This window comes from Delftia sp. WSY_22 (assembly GCF_043104185.1).
In the GTDB taxonomy this organism is placed as follows: Bacteria; Pseudomonadota; Gammaproteobacteria; order Burkholderiales; family Burkholderiaceae_C; genus Comamonas; species Comamonas tsuruhatensis.
Genome location: NZ_JBICKN010000006.1, coordinates 495510 through 517802, shown reverse-complemented (window position 1 = coordinate 517802; position 22293 = coordinate 495510). Strand labels below are relative to the sequence as shown.

Here is a 22293-nt window from a genome sequence, read left to right as displayed (position 1 = left end):
CCGCGCATGAAGGCCTGGAGGCAGGCCAGAAGTCTGGTTGCAGCCGGCACCCTGGCAATGGTGGGTGCAGTTGCGCAGGCGGCATTTCTGAATGGGGACTTCGAGGCAGGGGACCTGACTGGCTGGACCCCCCAGGCATGGACCAACAATGGCACCCAGGCCAATCCGAAGCGCTTGAGCGAGTTGCGCCTACAGCCACCTGGCACCAAGTCCCATCTGGTCGAAATCGCCAGCGGCTCGGAAGGCGCTGCAGACGAAGTCCTGTTCCGGGGTGACGCCGGCCAGTCCGCCCTCAAACTGACTTTGGCAGGCTCCCACTCTGCCCGCATCAACCTCAAGGCGAACAGCGCCACCCCAGCCAGCAACGTGATACCTCGGTCCAGCAAGGTCACGGGGGGACTCACCGGCTGGACCCAGCAGGTCAATACGGCAAGTTCCATCACCCAGGAAGTGACGCTGACTGCAGATGACATCGACCAGGACGGCAAGATCCACATCCGATTTGTCGCGGCGCCCGTGCTTGAGTACGCCAGCAATCACGGAGGCGAGGATCGCCCCTACTTTGCCATCTCGCTGGTCAAGACCTATGACGCCCAGACCTCCACGGATCTGACGGGCTCACCCCAGGAGTTGTTCTTCAAATACCACTACGGCGGCGAGCCGGGAGCACCCTGGAAGACCTTTACCGACAAGGGCGGTGCCATCCAGAACTACACCGACCCCCAGGCCTACGATGTCGCTCCTGGCAATGCCTACCTGCGGGTAGGCGACAAGGTCAGGCTGCAGGCCGTGGCCTCGGCCTGCAGTGCCGGTGGCCACGCAGGCCATCTGTACGTTGACAACTTCGGCACGACCCTGCCCAAGACCCTGTGGATCAGCGCGTCCGGGCCTGTCAGCGCGCCCAAGGCGGACGGCACGGAGATCACCTACACCTATACCTATACGAACAACGGCAGCACCCCGGTGAACAACGTGAAGGTCACGCCCGCCATGCCCGTGGGCACGGATGCGGGCGTCAGTCCGACCACGTTCGTGTCGCTGGCCGGCGACGGCGGCGCTTGCACGGCCCCGGCCGTGGGCAGTTCAGACCCTGCCCAGTGCAACTTTGGGACCCTGGCTCCCGGGCAGTCGGGCACGTTCACGATGACCGTGAAGGTTCCTGCGGGCACGCCGTCAGACCAGATCAACAACGGCAACTACACCATCGGAGGCGACCTGACCTCGACCCTGCTCGGTGCCATGGTGCAGACCCAATTGCTGGCTCCCGCGGCGAGCAGCGACATGGTGCCTGATGTCTCCGGACTCCCGCCCACCGCCGTGGTCGGCGTCCCCTACACCGGCAGCTTCTCCTGCAAGAACGATGGTGCAGCCAGCGCAGGCCAGGCTATCTGCGATGCCTCCGGTCTGCCCCCTGGCGTGACGGCAGGCCAATGCACGATAGACGGCGCGGCCTGGATGCAGCCCGCCGTGGTGCCTGTGGGCAAGACGGTGGTCTGCCTGGTCTCCGGCACACCGACGGGTCCAGGCGGCAGCACGACGGTCACGGTGACCACGGGCGGCGACAACGACCTGACCCCGGGCAACAACACGGCCACATCGAACATCACGGTCACCACAGCGCCGGACATGCAGGTCAATCTGAGCGGACTGCCCTCCACCTCGCCGCTGAACATTCCCTATAGTGGCAGCTTCACCTGCAGCAACCAGGGCCTGGCCAACGCCGTGAGCGGCACCTCCTGCGCCGTCACCGGCCTGCCGGCTGGCGTGACGCAAGGCGCATGCTCCATCAGCCCCGGCAATGCCGCGTGGGTGGCGGGCAATGCGGTGCCGGTGGGAGCCACGGTCACCTGCCAGGTGAGCGGTACGCCCACGGCCGCAGGTTCGTCCACGGTCACGGGCACCACGGGCGCAACGGATGATTCGAATGCGGCAAACAACACCGCGACCATGAATGTGTCCACCGTTGCAGTGCCCGACATGGGCGTCGATCTGAGCGGCCTGCCGACCGCGTTCACTGCCGGCACGCCCTACAGCGGCCGTTTTGTCTGCAAGAACCAGGGCTCGGCCGATGCATCGGCAGGCACCTCGTGCGCAGTCACGGGACTGCCGCCTGGCGTCAGCCAGGGCGCTTGCCGCATCAGCCCCTCCAATGCAGCCTGGTCCGCAGGGGATGCCGTGCCTGCGGGCGCCAGCGTGACCTGCACGGTCAGCGGAACGCCCAGCTCCGTGGGGGCGGTGGCACTGACGGGCAGCACCGGTGCGACCGGAGATGCCAACCCGGCCAACAACACGGCTTCACGCGCGGTGGCCGTGGCCGTATCGCCCGCCTCCATCCCCACCCTCTCCGAATGGGGCCTGATCCTGATGTCCGGCTTGATGGGCATCATGGGCTGGGGCATGGTGCGCCGCCGCCGCTTCAACGCGCTGTGACCGGCAACCGGTCGTGACGCAGGGCGCCCTTCGGGGCGCCTTTTTTTTGGTTCGGAGCATGGCCGCAGCCCATTGACATGCTCAATATGTGATCGAATAAGGGTTTATACCTAGCATTCGCCCCATGATCGTCCGTGATCGCCCCGCCGGCCTCAGGCTGTTTCTGATTTTGCGGGGCTCGGTGCTCCAGCGCATCCAGGTCACGCTGCTCGTGAACATCGTGTTTGCCGCCATCATCACCCTGGTGCACGGCAATCTCTTCGACGTGAAGATCACGGTGACGCCCATCCCCTTCACGCTGATCGGCCTGCCGCTGGCCATCTTCCTGGGGTTTCGCAACAACACCGCCTACGACCGCTACTGGGAAGGGCGCAAGCTCTGGGGAGAGATGGTGATCTGCGCGCGCACGCTGGCGCGCCAGTGCCAGAGCCTGATTGCGCTGGACACGGTGCCCGATCCCCGGCGCCGCGACAGCGACGTGCGCGTGCGCATGGTGCACCGGGCTGTTGCCTTCGCGCATTCGCTGCGGTCCCAGCTGCGGGGCCTGCACGACGATGCCGAAGCCGGCCGCTGGCTCGTGGACAGGGAATGGCGCCAAATCCAGGCCCTGCCGCTGGAGCAGCGCTGCGACGCACTGATGATGTCCATGGGGCATGACCTGGCGCAGTGTGTGCGCCGTGGCGAGATGGAACCCTGCCTGGCCGCGTCCATGGACAAGACCTTCACACGCATGACGGCCGCTGCCGCCTCGTGCGAGCGCATACGCAACACGCCCATGCCGTTCTCGTATGCGCTGCTGCTGCACCGCACGGCCTATATGTACTGCTTTCTGCTGCCGTTCGGCCTGGTGGACACGACCGGGTTCATGACGCCCTTTGTCGTGGCCATCGTGGCCTACACCTTCTATGGGCTCGACGCCCTTGGCGATGAACTCGAAGAGCCCTTTGGCCTGGAGAGCAACGACCTGCCGCTGGACACCATCTGTCGCTCCATCGAGATCAGCCTGGGCCGCACGCTGGGCGAGACGGATCTGCCCGCGCCGCTCAGGCCCGAGGGCTACAGGCTGACCTGAGGCGGCGGGCAAGCATGGGAAAAAGCAAAGGCCCATGAAAAGCCCATGAAAAAGCCCCGCAGTTTCCTGCGGGGCCTGGTGGTCTGAAGCGGGACCCGAGGCTCAGGCAAACACGCCGGCCGTGTCCTGCATCTTCCCGGACACGATGCCCAGATGGTGCAGCGTGTCCCCACCCGTCATCTCCATCTGCGTCAGGCGCTTGAAGTAGTGGCTGCCTGCGTACTCGTCGGTCACGCCGATGCCGCCGTGCAGCTGCACCGACTGCTGGCCCACATAGCGCAGCGACTGGCCCAGCTGGACCTTGGCGCGCGCGATGGCCACGTGGCGCTCCGCCTCGGGCGTGTTCATCTTGAGGCTGGCGTAGTAGCTCATGGAGCGGGCCAGCTCCAGCTGCATCTTCATGTCCGCCACGCGGTGGCGCAGGGCCTGGAAGCTGGCGATCACCGTGTTGAACTGCTTGCGCTGGTTCATGTACTCGGTGGTGAGCTTCAGTGTCTGCTCCATGGCGCCCACGCCTTCGGCGCACAGGGCGGCGTTGGCCACGTCCTGGGCCAGTGTCAGGGCGGCCAGGCCATCGGTCGTCACCAGCGTGGCGGGGGCCGCCTGGCAGCGCAGCTCGGCGGCGCGGCTGCCATCCTGGGTCCGGTAGCCCTGGGTGCTGACGCCGCTGGCGCCGCGCTCCACCAGGAAGAGGGCGATCATGCCGTCCAGCTGGGCCGGCACCAGGAAGGCATCGGCCGCGTCGCCTGCGGGCACCACGCTCTTGGTGGCATCCACCGTGTAGCCGCTGCCGCTCTTGCCGGCCGTGGCCGCGCAGACGTCGAGCCGGTAACGGGCCTGGCGCTCCTGGTGTGCCAGCACGACCAGGGCCTCGCCGCTGGCCACGCGCGGCAGCCACTGGCCGGCCACGGAGGCGTCGGCATGCTGGCCGAGCACGCTGGATGCCACGAAGGCCTGTGCCAGCGGCTCCATCACCAGGCCGCGGCCCAGCTCTTCCATCACCACCATCACGTCGGTGGCGCCCTGGCCCAGGCCGCCGTGCTCCTCGGGCACGGTCAGTGCCGTCAGGCCCAGTTCGGCCAGCTCGCCCCAGGCCTCGCGCGAGAAGCCGCCCGCCTCGACGATGGAGCGGCGGCGCTCGAAGGTGTAGCCCTTGTCCACCCAGCGGCGCACCGCGTCGCGCAGTTGCTGCTGGTCATCCGAAAAATCAAAGTCCATTTTCTGTCTCCCGAAGCTGATCGAAGCGCGTCCGGCGCACTTCTGGGGTCAGCGAAACTCCAGCCAAAATCAGCCCAGCACCGTCTGAGCGACGATGTTTCTCTGGACCTCGTTGGAGCCGCCGTAGATCGTCGTCTTGCGCATGTTGAAATAGGTCGATGCCAGCGGCGCGTTGTCCGCCACGCCGCCGGGGAAGTCGCCCTGCCAGCCGGCTTCCATGGCTTCTTCGATGAAGGGCAGGCTGAAGGGGCCTGCGGCCAGCATCATCAGCTCGGAGTAGCGCTGCTGGATTTCACTGCCCTTGATCTTGAGCAGGCCGGCGATGTCCAGCGGGTTCTTGCCCGATTTCTCGGCCGACAGCACGCGCAGCACCAGCATCTCCAGCGCCACGACGTCGACTTCGAGCTTGGCGATCTCGTCGCGGAAACGCTGGTCCTCATAGACGCCTTCGGCCTTGGCGATGCGCTTGAGGCGTTCCAGCTCGCGCTTGGCGCGGTTCACGTCGGCGATGTTGGTACGCTCGTGGCTGAGCAGGTGCTTGGCGTAGGTCCAGCCCTTGTTCTCCTCGCCGATCAGGTTCTCGGCCGGCACTTCCACATTGTCGAAGAAGACCTCGTTGACCTCGCACTCGCCGTCCAGCAGCTTGATCGGGCGCACGGTCACGCCAGGGCTCTTCATGTCCACCAGCAGGAAGCTGATGCCGGTCTGGGGCTTGCCCTCGTTGCTGGTGCGCACCAGGCAGAAGATCCATTCGCCGTACTGGCCCAGCGTGGTCCAGGTCTTCTGGCCGTTGACGATGTACTTGTCGCCCACGCGCTCGGCGCGGGTCTTGACGCTGGCCAGGTCCGAGCCCGAGCCCGGCTCCGAGTAGCCCTGGCTCCACCACACTTCGCCGCTGGCAATGCCGGGCAGAAAGCGCTGCTGCTGCTCGGGCGTGCCGTAGGCCATGATCACGGGCGCCACCATCACGGGGCCGAAGGGAATGATGCGCGGCGCGCAGGCCAGGGCACATTCCTCCTCGAACAGGTGCTTTTGCACGGCGTTCCAGCCGGGTCCGCCGAACTGCTTGGGCCAGCCGTAGCCCAGCCAGCCTTTCTTGCCAAGAATCTTGGCCCAGTTCTGCAGGTCGTCGCGCGTCAGGCGCAGCGAATGGCGCACCTTGTGCGCGATGTCCTGGGGCAGGTTGGCCCGCACCCAGGCGCGGACTTCCTCGCGAAAGGACTGTTCTTCAGGGGTAAATGCCAGGTCCATGGACTGTGTCTCCTTCAATCCCGGCTTTTGTAGCACGCGCGTTCTTTTTTGAACTGTCCAGGGCGTGACAACCTATGGCAATCCCTGATGGCTTCACGGCCGCCGGATATCAGGCACGCTGATCGGGTTCTTCCAGACCCAGCTGGGCGTAGACATGTGCCAGACGTGCCTGCAGCTGGCGTACCTGGGCTTCCAGATCGACCACGCGCTGGGCCAGGGCATCGCCGCGTGCGCCTGCTGCCGCAGGGGCCGAGGCGATCGCGTTCACGTCCACGGGGCCGCACAGCAGGTGGGCCCAGCGTTGTTCGCGCGCGCCGGGCGCGCGGGGCAGCAGGACGACCAGCGGGCCGCCTTTTTCCTCGCTGCGCTCGCGCAGCTCTTCCAGGAAGGCTTCGACCGAGGAGATGTCGGCAAAGCGGTGCCAGCGCTCGGAGTTGATGCGCAGCTCGCCAGCCGTCTGCGGGCCGCGCAGCATCAGCAGGGACAGCAGCACGGCACTCTGGTCGGGCACCCCCACGCCGCGCGGGAAGTTGTGCTCCCAGCGCGTGGCGCGCGCGCTGCTGATCTGCACGGACATGGTGCGCAGGCGCAGGCTGTCCAGCGCTTCCTGGGCTTCGCCCTCGCTGACTTCCATCACCGGATCGCGGCTGCTTTTCTGGTTGCAGCCCGTCACCAGTGCGTTGAGCGTGAGCGGGTAGCTGTCGGGCACGGTACGCGCCTTCTCCATCAGGGTGGCCAGCACGCGGGCTTCGACGGCGGTCAAGGGGGTGGAGCGGGGATCGAATGGCATGGGTCTGAGGGCAAGAGGTGACAAGGCCCGGCAGGGCCATGGGCCTTGCCGGGGCTGGCGCAGGCCGCGCGGCCCGCGGTGCGACAATCGCCGCCCATGAAAAATATCGTGATCCTGATCTCGGGCGGCGGCTCGAACATGGCTGCCATTGTGCGTGCTTCGCAGCAACAGGACTGGGCGCGGCGTTATGGCGCCCGCGTGGCCGCCGTGGTCAGCAACAAGGCCGAGGCTTCGGGCCTCGTTTTCGCGCGCGAGCAGGGCATTGCCACCGAGGTGCTGGACCACCGCCCGTTCCCCAGCCGCGAGGCCTTCGACGCCGAGCTGGCCCAGGTGATCGACCGGCACGCGCCCGCGCTGGTCGTGCTTGCCGGCTTCATGCGCATCCTCACGCCGGGCTTCGTTGCGCATTACGAAGGTCGCATGATCAACATCCACCCCTCGCTGCTGCCCGCCTTCACGGGCCTGCACACGCACCAGCGGGCCATCGATGCAGGCTGCCGCTTCGCCGGCTGCACCGTGCACCGCGTGACGGCCGAGCTGGATGTGGGCCCCATCTTGGAGCAGGCCGTGGTGCCCGTGCTGCCCGGCGACACGGCCCAGGCACTGGCCGCGCGCGTGCTGGTGCAGGAGCACATCATCTACCCGCGCGCCGTGGCGCAGTTGATGCGGGGCTAGGGTCTGCTCACAGGCCTTCGCTCTGAAAGGCCTGCTGCTCCACTTCGGGGCAGCGTGCAAAGCGGGGCTGCTCCACGCCGTTGATGACCACGGTTTCGTTGAACATGGCGGCCGGCCGCACCCACAGGCCGCGCTCGCCGTAGAGCGCGCGGTACAGGGTCATGGACTCGCGCGTTTCGCTGTGGCGCACGGTGGCAAGCACCTCGTAGGGAGCGCCCTTGTAGTGGCGGTACAGGCCCGGGGGCGTGGCAATCAGAGGGGGCAGGTCGTCATCGGTCATGGGGCGCCATGGTAGCCGTGCCAGCCCGGCGTTGCTCCGGGTTCCGACCTGCGCCCCTCTCGGATTTGCAAGGCAGTGGGACAATCGCGGCCATGCATCCCAAACAGCTTCTCGACGCCTGCGCCGAACTGGTCAAGCGCACCCTGACTTTCGAACATCCGGCCGACGCCGTGGTGTCACGCTTTTTCCGTGAAAACCGCAACCTGGGCCCGCGCGAGCGCGCTGCGCTGGCCGAGACCGCCTACACCGTGCTGCGCAAGAAGCTGCTTTTTGAGAGCCTGGCGCGTTCTGGCAGCGGCTCGCGTGAGCGCAGGCTGGCCATTTTGGGCTTTGCCCACAGCCAGGAGGCACTGGCCCGCGTGGCTGGCAAGACCGAGCAAGGTGTCAAGGACGCACGCAGCTTCGTGCGCGCCGCGCTGTCGCCGCAGGAGCTGCAATGGCTGGACGCCTGCGAGGCCGTGCGTCCCGACGAACTGATGGAGCCGCACCGCCACAACCTTCCCGAATGGCTGGTCGCGCCGCTACAGCAGCAACTGGGCGATGACTTCTGGGCCTTTGCCCAGAGCATGGAGCAGGCCGCGCCGCTGGATCTGCGCGTCAATGCGCTGAACGCCAAGCGTGCCGATGTGCAAAAGGAACTGGCCGATGCCGGCATCGCCGCCGAAGCCACGCCTTACTCGCCCTGGGGCCTGCGTGTGCAGGGCAAGCCGGCGCTGGCCCGGATGGACGCTTTCACGCGCGGTGCCATCGAGGTGCAGGACGAAGGCTCGCAACTGCTGGCGCTGATGCTCGATGCCAAGCGCGGCGAAATGGTGGTCGATTTCTGTGCAGGCGCAGGCGGCAAGACCCTGGCCATTGGTGCTTCGATGCGCAGCACGGGGCGTCTGTACGCCTTCGATGTCTCGGGCCACCGGCTCGAGGCCCTGAAGCCGCGCCTGGCGCGCTCGGGCCTGTCGAACGTGCACCCCGCGGCCATCGCCCATGAGCGCGACGACCGCGTCAAGCGCCTGGCCGGAAAGATCGACCGCGTGCTGGTTGATGCCCCCTGCTCGGGCCTGGGCACGCTGCGCCGCAATCCCGACCTCAAGTGGCGCCAGTCGGCCAAGGCCATCGAGGAACTCACGCAAAAGCAGGCGGCCATCCTGGCCAGTGCTGCGCGGCTGGTCAAGCCGGGCGGGCGCCTGGTCTATGCCACCTGTTCGGTCCTGCCCCAGGAAAACGAAGCCATCGCCGACGCCTTTGCAGCGGAGCACTCTGACTTCGTGGCCATGGATGCCGGAGAACTTCTGGCCCAGCTCAAGGTGGAGCGGGGCGATGTGCTGTGCAGCGGCGGCGAGACCGGCACGCAGTACCTGCGCCTGTGGCCCCAGCGCCATGAGACGGACGGGTTTTTCGCCGCCGTTTGGACCCGGAAGCCGTAACTTGCAGACGCAATAAGCTGTAAATCGCGGGAGATTGCCGAACGCCTTCACGGGGGGCTCGCCTAAAATTGAGGCATCGGTGCCACTGGGCGCCGGCTTTGGCAAAGGCTTGGGTCATGTCTGTGGATTTCGCGTCGGTTTGGAATATTGCCCTGGACTGGATGGCCCATGGCCTGTGGCAGCTGTCGTGGTGGCAGCTGCTGCTGTATGCCCTGGTCACCACCCACGTCACGATTGCGGGCGTCACCATCTTCCTGCACCGCTGCCAGGCCCATCGTTCTCTGGACCTGGGGCCGGTGCCCTCGCATTTCTTCCGGTTGTGGTTGTGGTTGGGCACGGGCATGGTTACCAAGGAGTGGGTGGCCATCCACCGCAAGCACCACGCCAAGTGCGAAACCGAGGACGATCCCCACAGCCCGCAAACGCGCGGGCTGGATACCGTGATGCGCCAGGGCGCGGAGCTGTACCGCGAAGAGGCCAAGAACGCCGAGACGCTCAGGAAGTTCGGCCACGGCACGCCCGACGACTGGATCGAGCGCCATCTCTACAGCCGGCATTCGATCTGGGGTCCTTCTCTGATGCTGGTCATCAACGTGCTGCTGTTCGGCGCCATCGGACTGACCATCTGGGCCGTGCAGATGGCCTGGATTCCGTTCTGGGCTGCCGGCGTGGTCAACGGCCTGGGCCATTTCTGGGGCTACCGCAACTTCGAGGCCCAGGACGCCAGCACCAACCTCGTGCCCTGGGGCCTGGTCATCGGCGGTGAGGAGCTGCACAACAACCACCACACCTATCCGACCTCGGCCAAGTTCTCGGTCAAGCGCTATGAGTTCGATGTGGGCTGGGCCTACATCCGGGCGATGCAAGCGGTCGGCTGGGCCAAGGTCAAGAAAACGCCGCCCAGGCTGGTCATGGGCGCCATCAAGCCTGTGGCCGACGAAAAGACGCTGGAGGCCGTGATCGCCAACCGCTACGAGGTCATGGCCCGCTATGCGCGCGGCGTGCGTGCCGCCGTGCAGTTCGAACTCGATGCGCTCAAGCAGCGCAAGGCGCAGCAGGCCGACCTGTCCTTGCTCAGGACGGCGCGCCGCTGGCTGCACCGCGATGCCGACAAGGTGCCCGCCCAGGCGCAGGACCAGCTGGCCCAGGCGCGCGCCGCCCATCCCGTGCTGGACCAGATGCTGGTCATGCGCGAGGAGCTGCGCCAGCTGTGGCTCAACACCTCGCTGTCGCGCGAGCAGCTGACGGCCCATCTGCAGGCCTGGTGCCATCGCGCCGAGGCCAGCGGCATTGCCGCGCTCAAGGAGTTCTCGGTCAAGCTGCGCGCTGCCCACGCCTGAAGCTGCGAAGCCAGCCGGCAAGCGTCCATTCCCGGGGCCGCATCTTCTCTTCGGAGGCGATGTGGCTTTTTGCTGCGGGGTTCGGCTGCAGTTCCAGACCTGCCGTGGCCTGGGACACGGAGCGGACTCTTATCCGCAGGTCCGCGCCTGCGCGCCAGCCCTGGCCCGGCTGCAGCCTGAGGGTCAGCCCCGGCGCTGCATCGGCCCAGGCCTGCTGCGGGACGCTGATTTCCAGGCTGCCCTGGCGGCAGAACAGCTCGCAGCCCTCCTGCATGGACAGATACAGGTCGTTTCCGGGGGCGAGATGGCGCAGTTCGAAAGAGCGGGTGTGGGCGTTGTGCATGGGTCGGTGTCCTGTAGTTCCAGGCCCCAAGCGTAGGCATTCGGCCCTCTTTGGCACAGGCACAGCCTATGGTTTGTTGCGCCGCAGCAGTGCAGGCAGTCCATGTTCTGTTCTGCTGCATGGCTTGATGATCTGTATCTGTTGCGTAACAGGGCCTTGAGGCAAGATCTCGGTCAAGCACTTCCATCCCCAGCCGTTTTCCATCCTGCCCATGACCGCCGCAAGCGCCGCCCCCACCCTGTACCGCCGCCTGGCGGCCGACTACAGCCTGGCCATGGAGATGGGCACGCTCAAGGCGGGCGAGCGCATGCCTTCCGTGCGCGAGCTGATGCGCCGCCACGAGGTCAGCCTGTCCACGGCGCTGCAGACGCTGCGGCATCTGGAGGATCTGGGCCAGCTCGAGGCCCGCCCGCGCGTGGGCTACTTCGTGCGCGATGCCCGGCCTGCAGGGCTGGCGCCTGCCAGCGAACCGGATCTGAGCCAGCCCGTGCAGCCGTTGCCACAACAGCACTTTGCGGGCATCAATGAGCACATCTCGCTCATGCTGGAGCGCGGTCGCCAGGCCGATGTGCAGGTGGACCTGGGCGGTGCCACGCCGCCGCCGGAACTGTTCGATCGCGGCTACCTGAACCAGGCGGCTGCCCGGCTGCTGCGCGAGCAGCCCGATCTGCTGGTGCTGGGGCGTTCCATGATGGGCAGCCACCCTGATTTCCAGCGGGCCATGGCGCGGCGCGCGCTGGCGGCGGGCATCCATGTCGCACCGGCCGATGTGCTGGCGACCACGGGCAATTCCGAGGCCGTGAGCCTGGCGCTGGCCGCCGTGGCCTCGCCCGGCGATGTGGTGGCCGTGGAGTCGCCGACCTACTACGGCCTGCTGCAGGTGGTGGAGTCCTTGCAGATGCAGGCGCTGGAGATTCCCTGCAGCCCGCGCACCGGCCTGTCCATCGAGGCGCTGGAGCTGGCCCTGCAGACCCAGCCCCGGCTGAAGGCCGTGGTGGTCGTGCCCGAGCTGCAGATGCCGCTGGGCACGCGCATTCCCGATGAACACAAGGCCAGACTGGTCGAGCTGTGCGCCGCCCACGGCGTGGCGCTGATCGAGGACGACTCCTACGGCCTGTTCGTGGAAAGCAGCCAGCCCGTGCGCCCCATCAAGGCCTGGGACCGCCTGCCGGGACATGTGATCTATTGCGAGGCCTTCAACAAGAGCATGGCGCCAGGCCTGCGCCAGGGCTGGATGAACGCCGGCCAGTGGCATGGCCGTGTGCAGATGCTCAAGTTCGCGCGCAGCCGGGGGACCCAGACCCTGGCCCAGTTGCTGGCGGCCGCCTGCGTGGGCTCGCCCGCGCATCTGCGCAATCTGCAGCGCCTGAAGCAGCAGCTGCGGCGCCAGCGCGAGGGCATGGCGCAGCTGGTGGCGCGCTTTTTCCCGTTGGGAACGCGGCTGAGCCTGCCGCCCGGCGGACTCAGCCTGTGGCTGGAGCTTCCGGCTGGCGTGTCCACGTCCGCGCTGTTCACGCAGGCGCTGGCGCGCGGCATACGCACGGCGCCGGGCAGCATGTTCTCCAACTCGGGCCGCTACGAGCACTGCATGCGCCTGGGCTGCACCCTGCCCGTGGATGGCGTGGTCGAGCAGGCCTGCCGCGATCTCGGCGCCATGGCCTGCGCGCAGCTGGGCCAGGCCGCGCGCCACGGGTGAGGGACGCAAAAAAACCGCCGGGCTTGCGCCGGGCGGTTTCTTTGTCGGTACCAGGGACAGGCTGAATTACTTCAGCTTGATTTCCTTGTACGTGACGTGCTTGCGAGCCTTGGGATCAAACTTCATGATCGCCATCTTCTCGGGCATTGTCTTCTTGTTCTTGGTCGTGGTGTAGAAGTGGCCGGTTCCTGCAGTGGATTCCAGCTTGATCTTTTCGCGTCCGCCTTTAGCAGCCATGGTGTTTCTCCTTGAGGGATTTAGGCTTGGCCACGGGCACGCAGGTCTGCGAGCACGGAGTCGATACCGTTCTTGTCGATCAGGCGCAGAGCAGCGCTGGAAACGCGCAGGCGCACCCAACGGTTTTCGCTCTCAACCCAGAAACGGCGGTATTGCAGGTTGGGCAGGAAACGACGCTTGGTCTTGTTGTTGGCGTGGGAAACGTTGTTTCCCACCATGGGCTTCTTGCCCGTTACTTCACATACGCGTGCCATGAGGACACTCCGATAGTTGTACAGCCGCCGACGCTGATGCCCTGCATTTGCTGCAGGGCCTGCCGGCAACCTCACCTCGCCATAAAGGGTGGCGGTAACCCCATCGCTGAAAGTGTCCTGGCCATGCAAGCAAGGCGCGCTTCAAATTCAGCAAAGCCACGGATTATAGCGTCTTCATGAGAAAAGCCCCTGGGCCAGCCAATCACGGCGGCAGCCAGGGGCTTTTGCCGCCCTGCACGAGGGCAGGGCGGGCGGGATGGCATCCCGCTTATTCCTGCTCGAGGAAGCGCTGGGCGTCCAGCGCGGCCATGCAGCCTGTGCCGGCGCTGGTGATGGCCTGGCGGTAGACATGGTCCTGCACGTCGCCGGCCGCGAACACGCCGGGCACGCTGGTCTGGGTGGCGAAGCCCTTGAGGCCGCCCTGGGTGATGATGTAGCCGGTCTCGTCCATCTCCAGGTGGCCCTTGAAGATCTCGGTGTTGGGCGCGTGGCCGATGGCGATGAAGCAGCCCTGCAGCTGGATGTCCTCGGCATGGCCATCCTGGGTGCTCTTGATGCGGATGCCGGTCACGCCGGACTGGTCGCCCAGCACCTCGTCGAGCACGAAGTGGGTCTTGAGTTCGATCTTGCCGGCACGGACCTTGTCCATGAGCTTGTCCACGAGGATGGGCTCGGCCTTGAACTTGTCGCGGCGGTGCACCAGGGTGACCTTGCTGGCGATGTTGGACAGGTACAGGGCTTCCTCGACGGCGGTGTTGCCGCCGCCGACCACGCACACGGGCTGCTCGCGGTAGAAGAAACCATCGCAGGTGGCGCAGCCCGAGACGCCGCGGCCCATGAAGGCCTCTTCGGAGGGCAGGCCCAGGTACTTGGCCGAGGCGCCCGTGGCGATGATCAGGCTGTCGCAGGTATAGGTGCCGGAGTCGCCGGTCAGCGTGAAGGGGCGCTTGGAGAAATCGACGCTGTGGATGTGGTCGAACACCACCTGGGTCTTGAAGCGCTCTGCGTGCTCCAGGAAGCGCTGCATCAGTTCGGGGCCCTGTACGCCGTTCACGTCCGCAGGCCAGTTGTCCACTTCCGTCGTCGTCATCAGCTGGCCACCCTGGGCCATGCCGGTCACCAGCAGCGGGTTGAGGTTGGCGCGCGCGGCGTAGATGGCGGCCGTGTAGCCGGCAGGGCCGGAGCCGAGGATCAGGACTTTGGCGTGTTGCGTAGAAGACATGGATGCAGTTCTTGAAAAAGGCGCACGCCGGCAGTCGGCGTGCAGAAAAAAGATACATCGGGCACAGCCATGGAGTATCGCTCCGCAGCCGGGTTCCCGTTGCCATGCGGATCAATGGCCCGGATTGTCAAAAATGATCGACATGGCGCCGTCATGCAGCGGCGTCATGTTCTGTTGCAAGTGCTTGCATTACGCTAGCAGGCCGTCCTGGCTGTTTTTGCGGCCAGCCCGAGGGGGCTGGGGTAAGCTCCCGCCTGCGTATGACCTACTCATTGAACGCTCTGAACGCTTCCACATCCGCCAAGGGCAAATCCAAGTCTGCGGCGCGCCCCGGCATGGTGGCGCGCTTCGGCCATGAAATGCTGCTGTTGGCGGGGCTGCTGGCCCTGGTGTTCTGGCTTGCCTCCATGCTCAGCTACTCGCCCCAGGATCCAGCGTGGTCCACCTCCGGGGCGGGACACGCGCGCCTGGTCGCCAACTGGATGGGCCGCGTCGGAGCCTGGCTGGCCGACGCCTGCTATTTCGGCTTCGGCATGTCGGTCTGGTGGCTGGTGCTGGCCTCGGTGCAGACCTGGATGTCTTCCTTCGCCCGCTGGTTGCGGGGCGGCGTGCCCCGCGATGGCGTGCAACTGCCGCCGCTGTGGCGCCGGCGCCTGCGTTTCTGGGGTGGCCTGCTGCTGCTGCTGGGCGCAAGCTGCGCGCTGGAATGGACGCGGCTGTACCGCTTCGAGAGCGTGCTGCCAGGCCCTGCCGGCGGCGTCTTTGGCTACATGCTGGGCTACCACAGCCTGCAATGGCTGGGCTTCATGGGTTCGGGCCTGATCGGCATCTGCGTGGCCGTGATCGGCCTGGCCATGGTGTTCCGCTTTTCCTGGGGGCATCTGGCCGAATCCATGGGCGCACGCCTGGATGGATGGGTGCATTTCCTCTTCGCGCGCCGCGAGAAGGCCCGGGACGAGGCCGCAGGCCGCCGTGCCGCGCGCGAGCGCGAAGAGGTGTTGCAGGAAGAGCGCACGGAAAGCGCCGTGCAGCACCCGCAGCCCGTGCAGATCATCGAGCCCGTGTTGCAGGAGGCGGCGGCCCCCAGCGTGCGCGTGGTCAAGGAGCGCCAGAAGCCGCTGTTCTCCGAATTGCCCGACAGCAAGCTGCCCCAGGTGGACCTGCTCGATGCGGCGCAGCAGCGCCAGGAAAGCGTCTCGCCCGAGACGCTGGAGATGACCAGCCGGCTGATCGAAAAGCGCCTCAAGGACTTTGGCGTGGAAGTGCATGTGGTGGCCGCCATGCCCGGCCCCGTGATCACGCGCTACGAGATCGAACCGGCCACGGGTGTCAAGGGCTCGCAGATCGTGAACCTGGCCAAGGATCTGGCGCGCTCGCTGTCCCTGGTGTCCATCCGAGTGATCGAGACGATCCCCGGCAAGAACTTCATGGCGCTGGAGCTGCCCAATGCCAAGCGCCAGTCCATCCGCCTGTCCGAGGTGCTGGGCTCGCAGGTCTACCACGATGCCAAGAGCATGCTGACCATGGGCCTGGGCAAGGACATCGTGGGCAACCCGGTGGTGGCCGATCTGGCCAAGATGCCGCACGTGCTGGTCGCCGGCACCACGGGTTCGGGCAAGTCGGTGGGGATCAACGCCATGATCCTGTCGCTGCTGTACAAGGCCGAGGCGCGCGATGTGCGCCTGCTGATGATCGACCCCAAGATGCTGGAAATGTCGGTCTACGAAGGCATTCCTCACCTGCTGTGCCCCGTGGTCACCGACATGAAGCAGGCCGCCAACGGCCTGAACTGGTGCGTGGCCGAGATGGAGCGCCGCTACAAGCTCATGAGCAAGCTGGGCGTGCGCAATCTGGCGGGCTACAACACCAAGATCGACGAGGCCAAGGCGCGCGAGGAATCGATTCCCAACCCCTTCAGCCTCACGCCCGAGGAGCCCGAGCCGCTGCAGCGCCTGCCGCACATCGTCATCGTCATCGACGAGCTGGCCGACCTGATGATGGTGGTCGGCAAGAAGATCGAGGAGCTGATCGCGCGCCTGGCCCAGAAGGCCCGCGCGGCCGGCATCCACCTGATCCTGGCCACCCAGCGCCCCAGCGTGGACGTGATCACCGGCCTGATCAAGGCCAACATTCCCACGCGCATCGCCTTCCAGGTCAGCAGCAAGATCGACAGCCGCACCGTGCTCGACCAGATGGGTGCCGAGTCCCTGCTGGGCATGGGCGACATGCTCTACATGGCCAGCGGCACGGGCCTGCCCGTGCGCGTGCACGGCGCCTTTGTGTCCGACGAGGAAGTGCACCGCGTCGTGGGCTACCTCAAGGAGCAGGGCGAGGCCGACTATATCGAGGGTGTGCTCGAAGGCGGCACGGCCGAGGGCGACAGCGAGTTCGGCGCGGAGTCCGGCGACGGTGGCAACGGCGAGAAGGATCCCATGTACGACCAGGCCGTGGAAGTGGTGCTCAAGGACCGCAAGGCCAGCATCTCGTATGTGCAGCGCAAGCTCAGGATTGGTTACAACCGCTCGGCCCGCCTGCTGGAAGATATGGAAAAGGCGGGCCTGGTCAGCGGTCTCACGGCCAGCGGGCAGCGCGAAGTGCTGGTGCCGGCGCGCGCCGGGGAATGAGCCCGCATTTCGCAATCATGGAGAAAGAATGAAACGTCTGTTGACTGCAGTTGTGATCGCGGCAAGCGCGACGGTCTCGTGGGCCGATGGCCTCAAGAGCCTGGAAGCCTTCATGAAGAATTCCCAGGCCGGCCGCGCCGAATTCACCCAGGCCGTCACGGCCCCGTCCAAGGATGGCCAGCCGCCGCGCACCAAGAACTCCAGCGGCCAATTCGAATTCCAGCGTCCCGGCAAGTTCAGGTTCGTCTACACCAAGCCGTTCGAGCAGACCATCGTGGCCGACGGCAAGACACTGTGGCTCTATGACGCCGACCTCAACCAGGTCACGCAGCGCGCGCAGGCCCAGGCCCTGGGCAGCACGCCTGCCGCCATCCTGGCGTCGGCCAGCGATCTCAAGGCGTTGAGCGCCGATTTCGATCTGCAGTCCGCGCCCGAGCAGGATGGCCTGCAATGGGTCCAGGCCAGCCCCAAGGACAGGAACGGCCAGCTCAAGAGCGTGCGCGTAGGCTTTGCAGCCGATGGGCAGCTTTCGGCGCTGGACATCCTCGACAGCTTTGGCCAGCGTTCGCTGATCCGCTTCAGCAAGCTGCAGACCCAGGCATCCCTGCCGGCCTCGACCTTCGAGTTCAAGGTGCCTGCGGGCGCCGACGTGCTCAAGCAGTAATCCACCGCTGCACAGGGCGGCCCTTCAAGAACCTCACACGCTGCGGTGCGCAGTTTGTGAGGTTTTGTAATGGTTTTGCCTAATATCGCCGGGACAATAGCGGCCTGCGGCCAGCGACTGTTTCGACGTCCCTTCGAGGACATGCTGGCCGGCTCTCGCATGTCTTTATGAACCTCAGTCGCAAGTTGCCGCTCGCCATTGCCATGGCGCTGCTATTCACCCTGGCCGCCGGATTCTTCGGCCTCTGGTCGGCCCATCAATCCCTTGGCGTCTTTCACGGCGACGTACAGCGCCACATGGCCGCAGAGCGCCTTGCCGCAGAAGTGGAAGGCCACTTCAAGACCCAGGTCCAGGAATGGAAGAACGTGCTGCTGCGCGGCTCGGACAACGCGCTGCGCGAGCGGCACTGGAAGGGCTTTCTGTCCGATGAGCGCGCCGTGCAGGACAAGACCACCGCCTTGCTGGCCCTGGTGGAAGACACCGCCCTGCGCGAGATGGCCCAGCGCTTTGTGGCACAGCACCGCAAGATGGCCGAGGGCTATCGCGTGGGCCTGGACAAGTTCGAGGCCACGGGCTTCGACCCCTCCGTGGGCGACATGGCCGTGCGCGGCGTGGACCGCGAGCCGGCCGAGCTGCTGTCCCAACTCAAGGCAGGCATCGCTGCCCAGAGCAAGTCCGTGGCCGACGATGCGTACAGCAGCGGCAGGCGCGCCACGGAATTGAGCCTGGCGCTGATGCTGGTGGCGGCCGTGGCCGGCGTGGCCATTGGCTGGCTCATCACCCGCGCCGTGGTGGCACCGCTGCGCAGCGCGGTCCGGCTGGCCGAGAACGTGGCCCGTGGCCATCTGACCAATGCCATAGCGAGCGGCGGCCGCGACGAGCTGGGCCAGCTGCTGCGGGCGCTGGGCGCCATGCAGGAACAGCTGCGCAGCATCGTCGTGGAAGTGCGCGGCAATGCGGAGCAGGTGGCATCCGCCAGCTCGCAGATCGCAGCGGGCAACAGCGACCTGGCCCAGCGCACCGAGCAGCAGGCGTCGGCCCTGCAGATGACGGCATCCTCCATGGACCAGCTCGACTCCACCGTGCGCGGCAATGCCGATCACGCAGAGAAGGCCAACCTGCTGGCTTCGTCCGCCAGCGACATTGCCACGCGCGGCGGCGATGCCATCTCGGCCGTCGTGGGCACCATGCGCAGCATCCAGGATGCGTCCGAACGCGTGGTCAGCATCATCGAGGTGATCGACGGCATTGCCTTCCAGACCAACATTCTTGCGCTCAACGCGGCCGTGGAGGCCGCACGGGCCGGCGAGCAGGGCCGGGGCTTTGCGGTGGTGGCCGCCGAGGTGCGCACGCTGGCCCAGCGCAGCTCGGGTGCGGCGCGGGAGATCCGCGACCTGATCCAGGCCAACGCCCAGCGCGTGGCCCTGGGCGCCCAGGAGGTGGACAGTGCGGGCGCGACCATGGCCTCGGTGCAGGAGGCGATTGCCAAGGTCTCGCGCATGATCGGCGCCATCAGCCATTCCAGCGGCGAACAGAGCGCGGGCGTGAGCCATGTCAACAGCGCCATCGTCCGCATCGAGGAAGGCACCCAGCAGAACGCCGCGCTGGTGGAGCAGACCAGTTCGGCCGCCGAGAGCCTGCGCAAGCAGGCCCATCAGCTGGTCGAACTCATGTCAAGGTTCAGGACGGCTTGAACGCAGCGGCGGGCGCAGGGCGCAGCCGGTCGTGGAGGGCGGCCAGCACCAGGGTCGCGGCCACGGGCAGGGCCCAGCCCATGCCGTTGCCCGGCAGGCTGTTCAGGAACGCGGGCAGCCAGTCCTGCCAGCCGGCAGCCCTGGCTGCATCGATGAGACCAAACAACAGGGCCACGGCCAGCACCGGTGCGAACACCCGCTGCGCATTGCGCCACAGGCCCGACAGCAGGCTCAGCACCACCAGGGCGATGGCCAGCGGGTAGATGCCCACGAGCACGGGTCCGGATACGGCGATCAATTGGGCCAGGCCCTGGTTGGACACCAGAATGCAGGCCAGGCCGATGGCCACCACCACTGCACGGTAGGGCAGGCGCAGCATTTGGCTGAAGTAGGCGCCGCAGGCACTGACCAGGCCCACGGCCGTGGTCAGGCAGGCCAGGGAGATCACCACGGCCAGCAGCAGGCTGCCGATGGGGCCGAAGGTGTGATCCACATAGCGCGTGAGGATGAGCACGCCGGTCTGTGCCTGCGGGGCGATGGACTGGCTGGTGGCGCCCAGATGGATCAGCGACAGATACACCATGCCCAGTCCGACGGCGGCGATCACGCCCGCGACGATGGCGTAGCGCGTCTGCAGGCCGGTATCGGAGATGCCGCGGTCACGGATGGCGTTGACGATGACGATGCCGAAGGCCAGCGCCCCCAGCGCGTCCATGGTCTGGTAGCCCTCCAGGAAACCTTCGGTCAGCGGCGACACCAGGTAGTCGCCACTGGCCCTGGTGGCCTCCCCGGCCGGCAGCAGCACGGCGGCGGCGCCCAGCACCACCAGCGCCAGGATCAACACGGGCGTGATCAGCTTGCCGATGTTGTCGATCAGCTTGCCCGGGAACAGGGACAGGCCCATGACCAGGGCGAAGTACACGGCAGAGTAGATGAACAGGGCTGTGCTGCTGTGGCCCATGAAGGGCGCAAAGCCCATCTCGAACGACACCGTCGCCGTGCGCGGCGTGGCGAACAGCGGCCCCAGGATGAGATAGATCAGCAAGCCCAGCACCATTCCGGCCTTGCGGCCCACGGGCGAGGTCAGTGCGTCCATGCCGCCGCCCACGCGCGCCAGTGCGACCACCGTGAGCAGGGGCAGGCCCACGCCCGTCAGCAGGAAGCCGGTGGCCGCGGCGGCCGCGTGTTCGCCGGCGCCCTGGCCGACCATGGGCGGAAAGATGATGTTGCCCGCGCCGAGGAACAGCGCAAAGGTCATGAAGCCTAGGGCGATCAGGTCCCTGGTCTTGAGTGTTTGCATGGATGCAGAAATGAAAAGGCACCGCATTGCCGCATGGCAGGCGGTTCCGTAAACGGAGGTAGGCGCGGGTTGGAAGGCTGCGATGACGCAGGCCCGAAGGTCGCGCGTGGATCGCGCGGCCGGCTCCGCAAAGGGCAGCATTTTAGGGCTGCGGCCCGAAGCAGGTGTGAAATGTCAGTGATTGCTCTTGATGGGGTGCATGCAAACAATCCATGTCGTTTCAGTGACATGCCTGGAGGCGATGGCCATATTCCCGTCTGAAGATCAGGAGTTTCAGTCCACGGCCGACATCAGGCATCAAGGCCTGGCGCACCTGCGCCAGCCATGGCGTGGACAATGGCGCCATGGTTCTGCAACTGCATCTGTTCCCCTTGGCGAAGAATCCGCAACACGGGCTGCCGCACCTCGCGTGCGGGGAGCGGCCTTCGAGAGAGCTGCCCCATGGCTGATCTGTTCACCCAGGAGCCCTCCGCACCACTGGCCGAAGCCCTGCGGCCCAAGACCCTGGACGAGGTCGTGGGCCAGTCCCACCTGCTGGGCGAAGGCAAGCCGCTGCGCCTGGCCTTCCAGTCGGGCAAGCCGCATTCCATGATCTTCTGGGGGCCACCCGGCGTGGGCAAGACCACGCTGGCCCGGCTCACGGCCACGGCCTTCAAGTGCGAGTTCATTGCGCTGTCTGCGGTGTTCTCCGGGGTCAAGGACATCCGTGCGGCCATGGAGCAGGCGCAGCAGAACCTGGCCATGGGCCGGCACACCATCCTCTTCGTGGACGAGATCCACCGCTTCAACAAATCCCAGCAGGATGCGCTGCTGCCCTATGCGGAAAGCGGCCTGGTGACCTTCATCGGCGCCACCACGGAGAATCCGTCCTTCGAGGTGAACTCGGCCCTGCTGTCGCGCGCACAGGTCTATGTGCTGCAGTCCCTGACCGACGAAGAGCTCAGGCAGCTGCTGCAGCGTGCGCAGGAAAAGGCCCTGGGCGGCCTGCAGTTCGACGACCTGGCGCGGGACACCATCATCGGCTATGCCGATGGCGACGCCCGGCGGTTCCTTAACCTGCTGGAGCAATGCCAGACTGCGGCGGGCGCTGCAGGCGTCACCCGGATCGATGCCGAATTCGTGCAGAACGCGCTGACCCTGAATGCCAGGCGCTTCGACAAGGGGGGCGACAACTTCTACGACCAGATCTCGGCCCTGCACAAGTCCGTGCGCGGCTCCCATCCGGATGCAGCGCTCTACTGGCTCACCCGCATGCTCGACGGCGGCGCCGATGCGCGCTACCTGTCGCGGCGCATCGTGCGCATGGCCTGGGAAGACATAGGCCTGGCCGATCCGCGCGCCATGCAGATCGCCAACGATGCGGCCCTGACCTACGAGCGCCTGGGCAGCCCCGAAGGCGAGCTGGCCCTGGGCCAGGCCGTCATCTACCTGGCCATGGCTCCCAAGAGCAACGCCGGCTACAACGCCTACAACAAGGCCCGGGCCTTCGTGAAGCAGGACAGGAGCCGCGAGGTGCCCGTGCACCTGCGCAACGCGCCCACCAAGCTCATGAAGGAGCTGGGCTACGGCCATGAATACCGCTACGCGCACGACGAGCCCAACGCCTACGCGGCCGGCGAGACCTATCTGCCCGAGGGCATTGCGGAGCCGGGCTGGTACCAGCCCGTGCCACGGGGCCTGGAGATCAAGATCGGCGAGAAGCTGGCCGTGCTGCGCAAGTGGGATGAAGAGGCTGGCGGCGGCGGCGCATAGCCGAATCCCGTGAGAGCAGGCCGGGGCTGG

The 22293-nt window shown here is 66.5% G+C and carries 19 protein-coding genes; 10 read left to right on the top strand and 9 right to left on the bottom strand.

Annotated elements, in window-relative coordinates:
• The first annotated feature begins 174 nt into the window (after positions 1–174).
• Positions 175–2430 carry an IPTL-CTERM sorting domain-containing protein gene (locus tag ACF8NF_RS02960; protein WP_392450025.1) on the top strand — a complete coding sequence of 752 codons (2256 nt, stop codon included), beginning with the start codon at positions 175–177 and terminating at the stop codon, positions 2428–2430.
• A 124-nt stretch (positions 2431–2554) separates the two neighbouring features.
• Complete coding sequence (locus ACF8NF_RS02955; RefSeq protein WP_016445753.1) at positions 2555–3502, top strand: bestrophin family protein; 948 nt, start codon at positions 2555–2557, stop codon at positions 3500–3502.
• A 102-nt stretch (positions 3503–3604) separates the two neighbouring features.
• Here the strand turns inward: ACF8NF_RS02955 and ACF8NF_RS02950 are convergent, their stop codons facing one another.
• The 3 genes from ACF8NF_RS02950 to ACF8NF_RS02940 all read right to left on the bottom strand — a co-directional run bounded on the left by ACF8NF_RS02950 (position 3605) and on the right by ACF8NF_RS02940 (position 6761).
• On the bottom strand, positions 3605–4720 hold the full coding sequence (locus ACF8NF_RS02950) for an acyl-CoA dehydrogenase family protein (RefSeq protein ID WP_392450024.1): 1116 nt from the start codon (positions 4718–4720) through the stop codon (positions 3605–3607).
• A 69-nt stretch (positions 4721–4789) separates the two neighbouring features.
• Positions 4790–5971, bottom strand: a complete 1182-nt coding sequence (locus ACF8NF_RS02945) for an acyl-CoA dehydrogenase family protein (protein WP_017405188.1) — start codon at positions 5969–5971, stop codon at positions 4790–4792.
• 109 nt (positions 5972–6080) lie between these two features.
• On the bottom strand, positions 6081–6761 hold the full coding sequence (locus tag ACF8NF_RS02940; protein ID WP_392450023.1) for a YceH family protein: 681 nt from the start codon (positions 6759–6761) through the stop codon (positions 6081–6083).
• 96 nt (positions 6762–6857) lie between these two features.
• On the opposite strand from ACF8NF_RS02940, the gene purN reads away from it, so the two are divergent.
• On the top strand, positions 6858–7436 hold the full coding sequence (purN, locus tag ACF8NF_RS02935) for a phosphoribosylglycinamide formyltransferase (protein WP_016445757.1): 579 nt from the start codon (positions 6858–6860) through the stop codon (positions 7434–7436).
• 7 nt (positions 7437–7443) lie between these two features.
• Here the strand turns inward: purN and ACF8NF_RS02930 are convergent, their stop codons facing one another.
• A complete protein-coding gene (locus ACF8NF_RS02930; RefSeq protein ID WP_016445758.1) occupies positions 7444–7716 on the bottom strand; it encodes a DUF1653 domain-containing protein in 273 nt (90 codons plus the stop codon).
• 92 nt (positions 7717–7808) lie between these two features.
• Between ACF8NF_RS02930 and ACF8NF_RS02925 the strand changes: the two genes are divergently transcribed.
• Positions 7809–9137 (top strand): RsmB/NOP family class I SAM-dependent RNA methyltransferase, encoded by a 1329-nt coding sequence (locus tag ACF8NF_RS02925; protein ID WP_017405190.1) that lies wholly within the window; start codon positions 7809–7811, stop codon positions 9135–9137.
• 116 nt (positions 9138–9253) lie between these two features.
• The gene (locus ACF8NF_RS02920; protein ID WP_392450021.1) at positions 9254–10477 is read left to right on the top strand and encodes a fatty acid desaturase; all 1224 of its coding nucleotides are present in this window, start codon (positions 9254–9256) and stop codon (positions 10475–10477) included.
• Here ACF8NF_RS02920 and ACF8NF_RS02915 read toward each other — a convergent pair.
• Positions 10452–10820, bottom strand: coding sequence for a hypothetical protein (locus ACF8NF_RS02915; RefSeq protein WP_312841382.1), 369 nt, complete (start codon positions 10818–10820; stop codon positions 10452–10454). The two genes, ACF8NF_RS02920 and ACF8NF_RS02915, sit on opposite strands and share 26 nt — an antisense overlap.
• Before the next feature lie 211 nt (positions 10821–11031).
• Between ACF8NF_RS02915 and ACF8NF_RS02910 the strand changes: the two genes are divergently transcribed.
• On the top strand, positions 11032–12516 hold the full coding sequence (locus tag ACF8NF_RS02910) for a PLP-dependent aminotransferase family protein (protein ID WP_392450019.1): 1485 nt from the start codon (positions 11032–11034) through the stop codon (positions 12514–12516).
• A 66-nt stretch (positions 12517–12582) separates the two neighbouring features.
• On the opposite strand, the gene rpmG is transcribed toward ACF8NF_RS02910, so the two are convergent.
• The 3 genes from rpmG to trxB all read right to left on the bottom strand — a co-directional run bounded on the left by rpmG (position 12583) and on the right by trxB (position 14229).
• Complete coding sequence (gene rpmG, locus ACF8NF_RS02905) at positions 12583–12753, bottom strand: 50S ribosomal protein L33 (protein ID WP_012207164.1); 171 nt, start codon at positions 12751–12753, stop codon at positions 12583–12585.
• Positions 12754–12773: 20 nt separating this feature from the next.
• Positions 12774–13007 (bottom strand): 50S ribosomal protein L28, encoded by a 234-nt coding sequence (gene rpmB / locus ACF8NF_RS02900; RefSeq protein WP_012207163.1) that lies wholly within the window; start codon positions 13005–13007, stop codon positions 12774–12776.
• 268 nt (positions 13008–13275) lie between these two features.
• Complete coding sequence (trxB, locus tag ACF8NF_RS02895; RefSeq protein WP_016445763.1) at positions 13276–14229, bottom strand: thioredoxin-disulfide reductase; 954 nt, start codon at positions 14227–14229, stop codon at positions 13276–13278.
• Between the two features lie 260 nt (positions 14230–14489).
• Here trxB and ACF8NF_RS02890 point away from each other — a divergent pair, with 260 nt between their 5' ends.
• The 3 genes from ACF8NF_RS02890 (at position 14490) to ACF8NF_RS02880 (ending at position 19211) form a co-directional block, all read left to right on the top strand.
• Entirely contained in the window at positions 14490–16853 is a 2364-nt protein-coding gene (locus ACF8NF_RS02890; RefSeq protein ID WP_016445764.1) for a DNA translocase FtsK, read from the top strand.
• 28 nt (positions 16854–16881) lie between these two features.
• Complete coding sequence (gene lolA, locus ACF8NF_RS02885; protein ID WP_203400474.1) at positions 16882–17517, top strand: outer membrane lipoprotein chaperone LolA; 636 nt, start codon at positions 16882–16884, stop codon at positions 17515–17517.
• A 167-nt stretch (positions 17518–17684) separates the two neighbouring features.
• Positions 17685–19211 carry a methyl-accepting chemotaxis protein gene (locus ACF8NF_RS02880; protein ID WP_154833652.1) on the top strand — a complete coding sequence of 509 codons (1527 nt, stop codon included), beginning with the start codon at positions 17685–17687 and terminating at the stop codon, positions 19209–19211.
• Here ACF8NF_RS02880 and brnQ read toward each other — a convergent pair.
• Complete coding sequence (gene brnQ, locus ACF8NF_RS02875; protein WP_016451105.1) at positions 19198–20511, bottom strand: branched-chain amino acid transport system II carrier protein; 1314 nt, start codon at positions 20509–20511, stop codon at positions 19198–19200. The two genes, ACF8NF_RS02880 and brnQ, sit on opposite strands and share 14 nt — an antisense overlap.
• A gap of 441 nt (positions 20512–20952) precedes the next feature.
• On the opposite strand from brnQ, the gene ACF8NF_RS02870 reads away from it, so the two are divergent.
• Entirely contained in the window at positions 20953–22263 is a 1311-nt protein-coding gene (locus ACF8NF_RS02870) for a replication-associated recombination protein A (RefSeq protein ID WP_016445768.1), read from the top strand.
• Positions 22264–22293 lie beyond the last annotated feature (30 nt).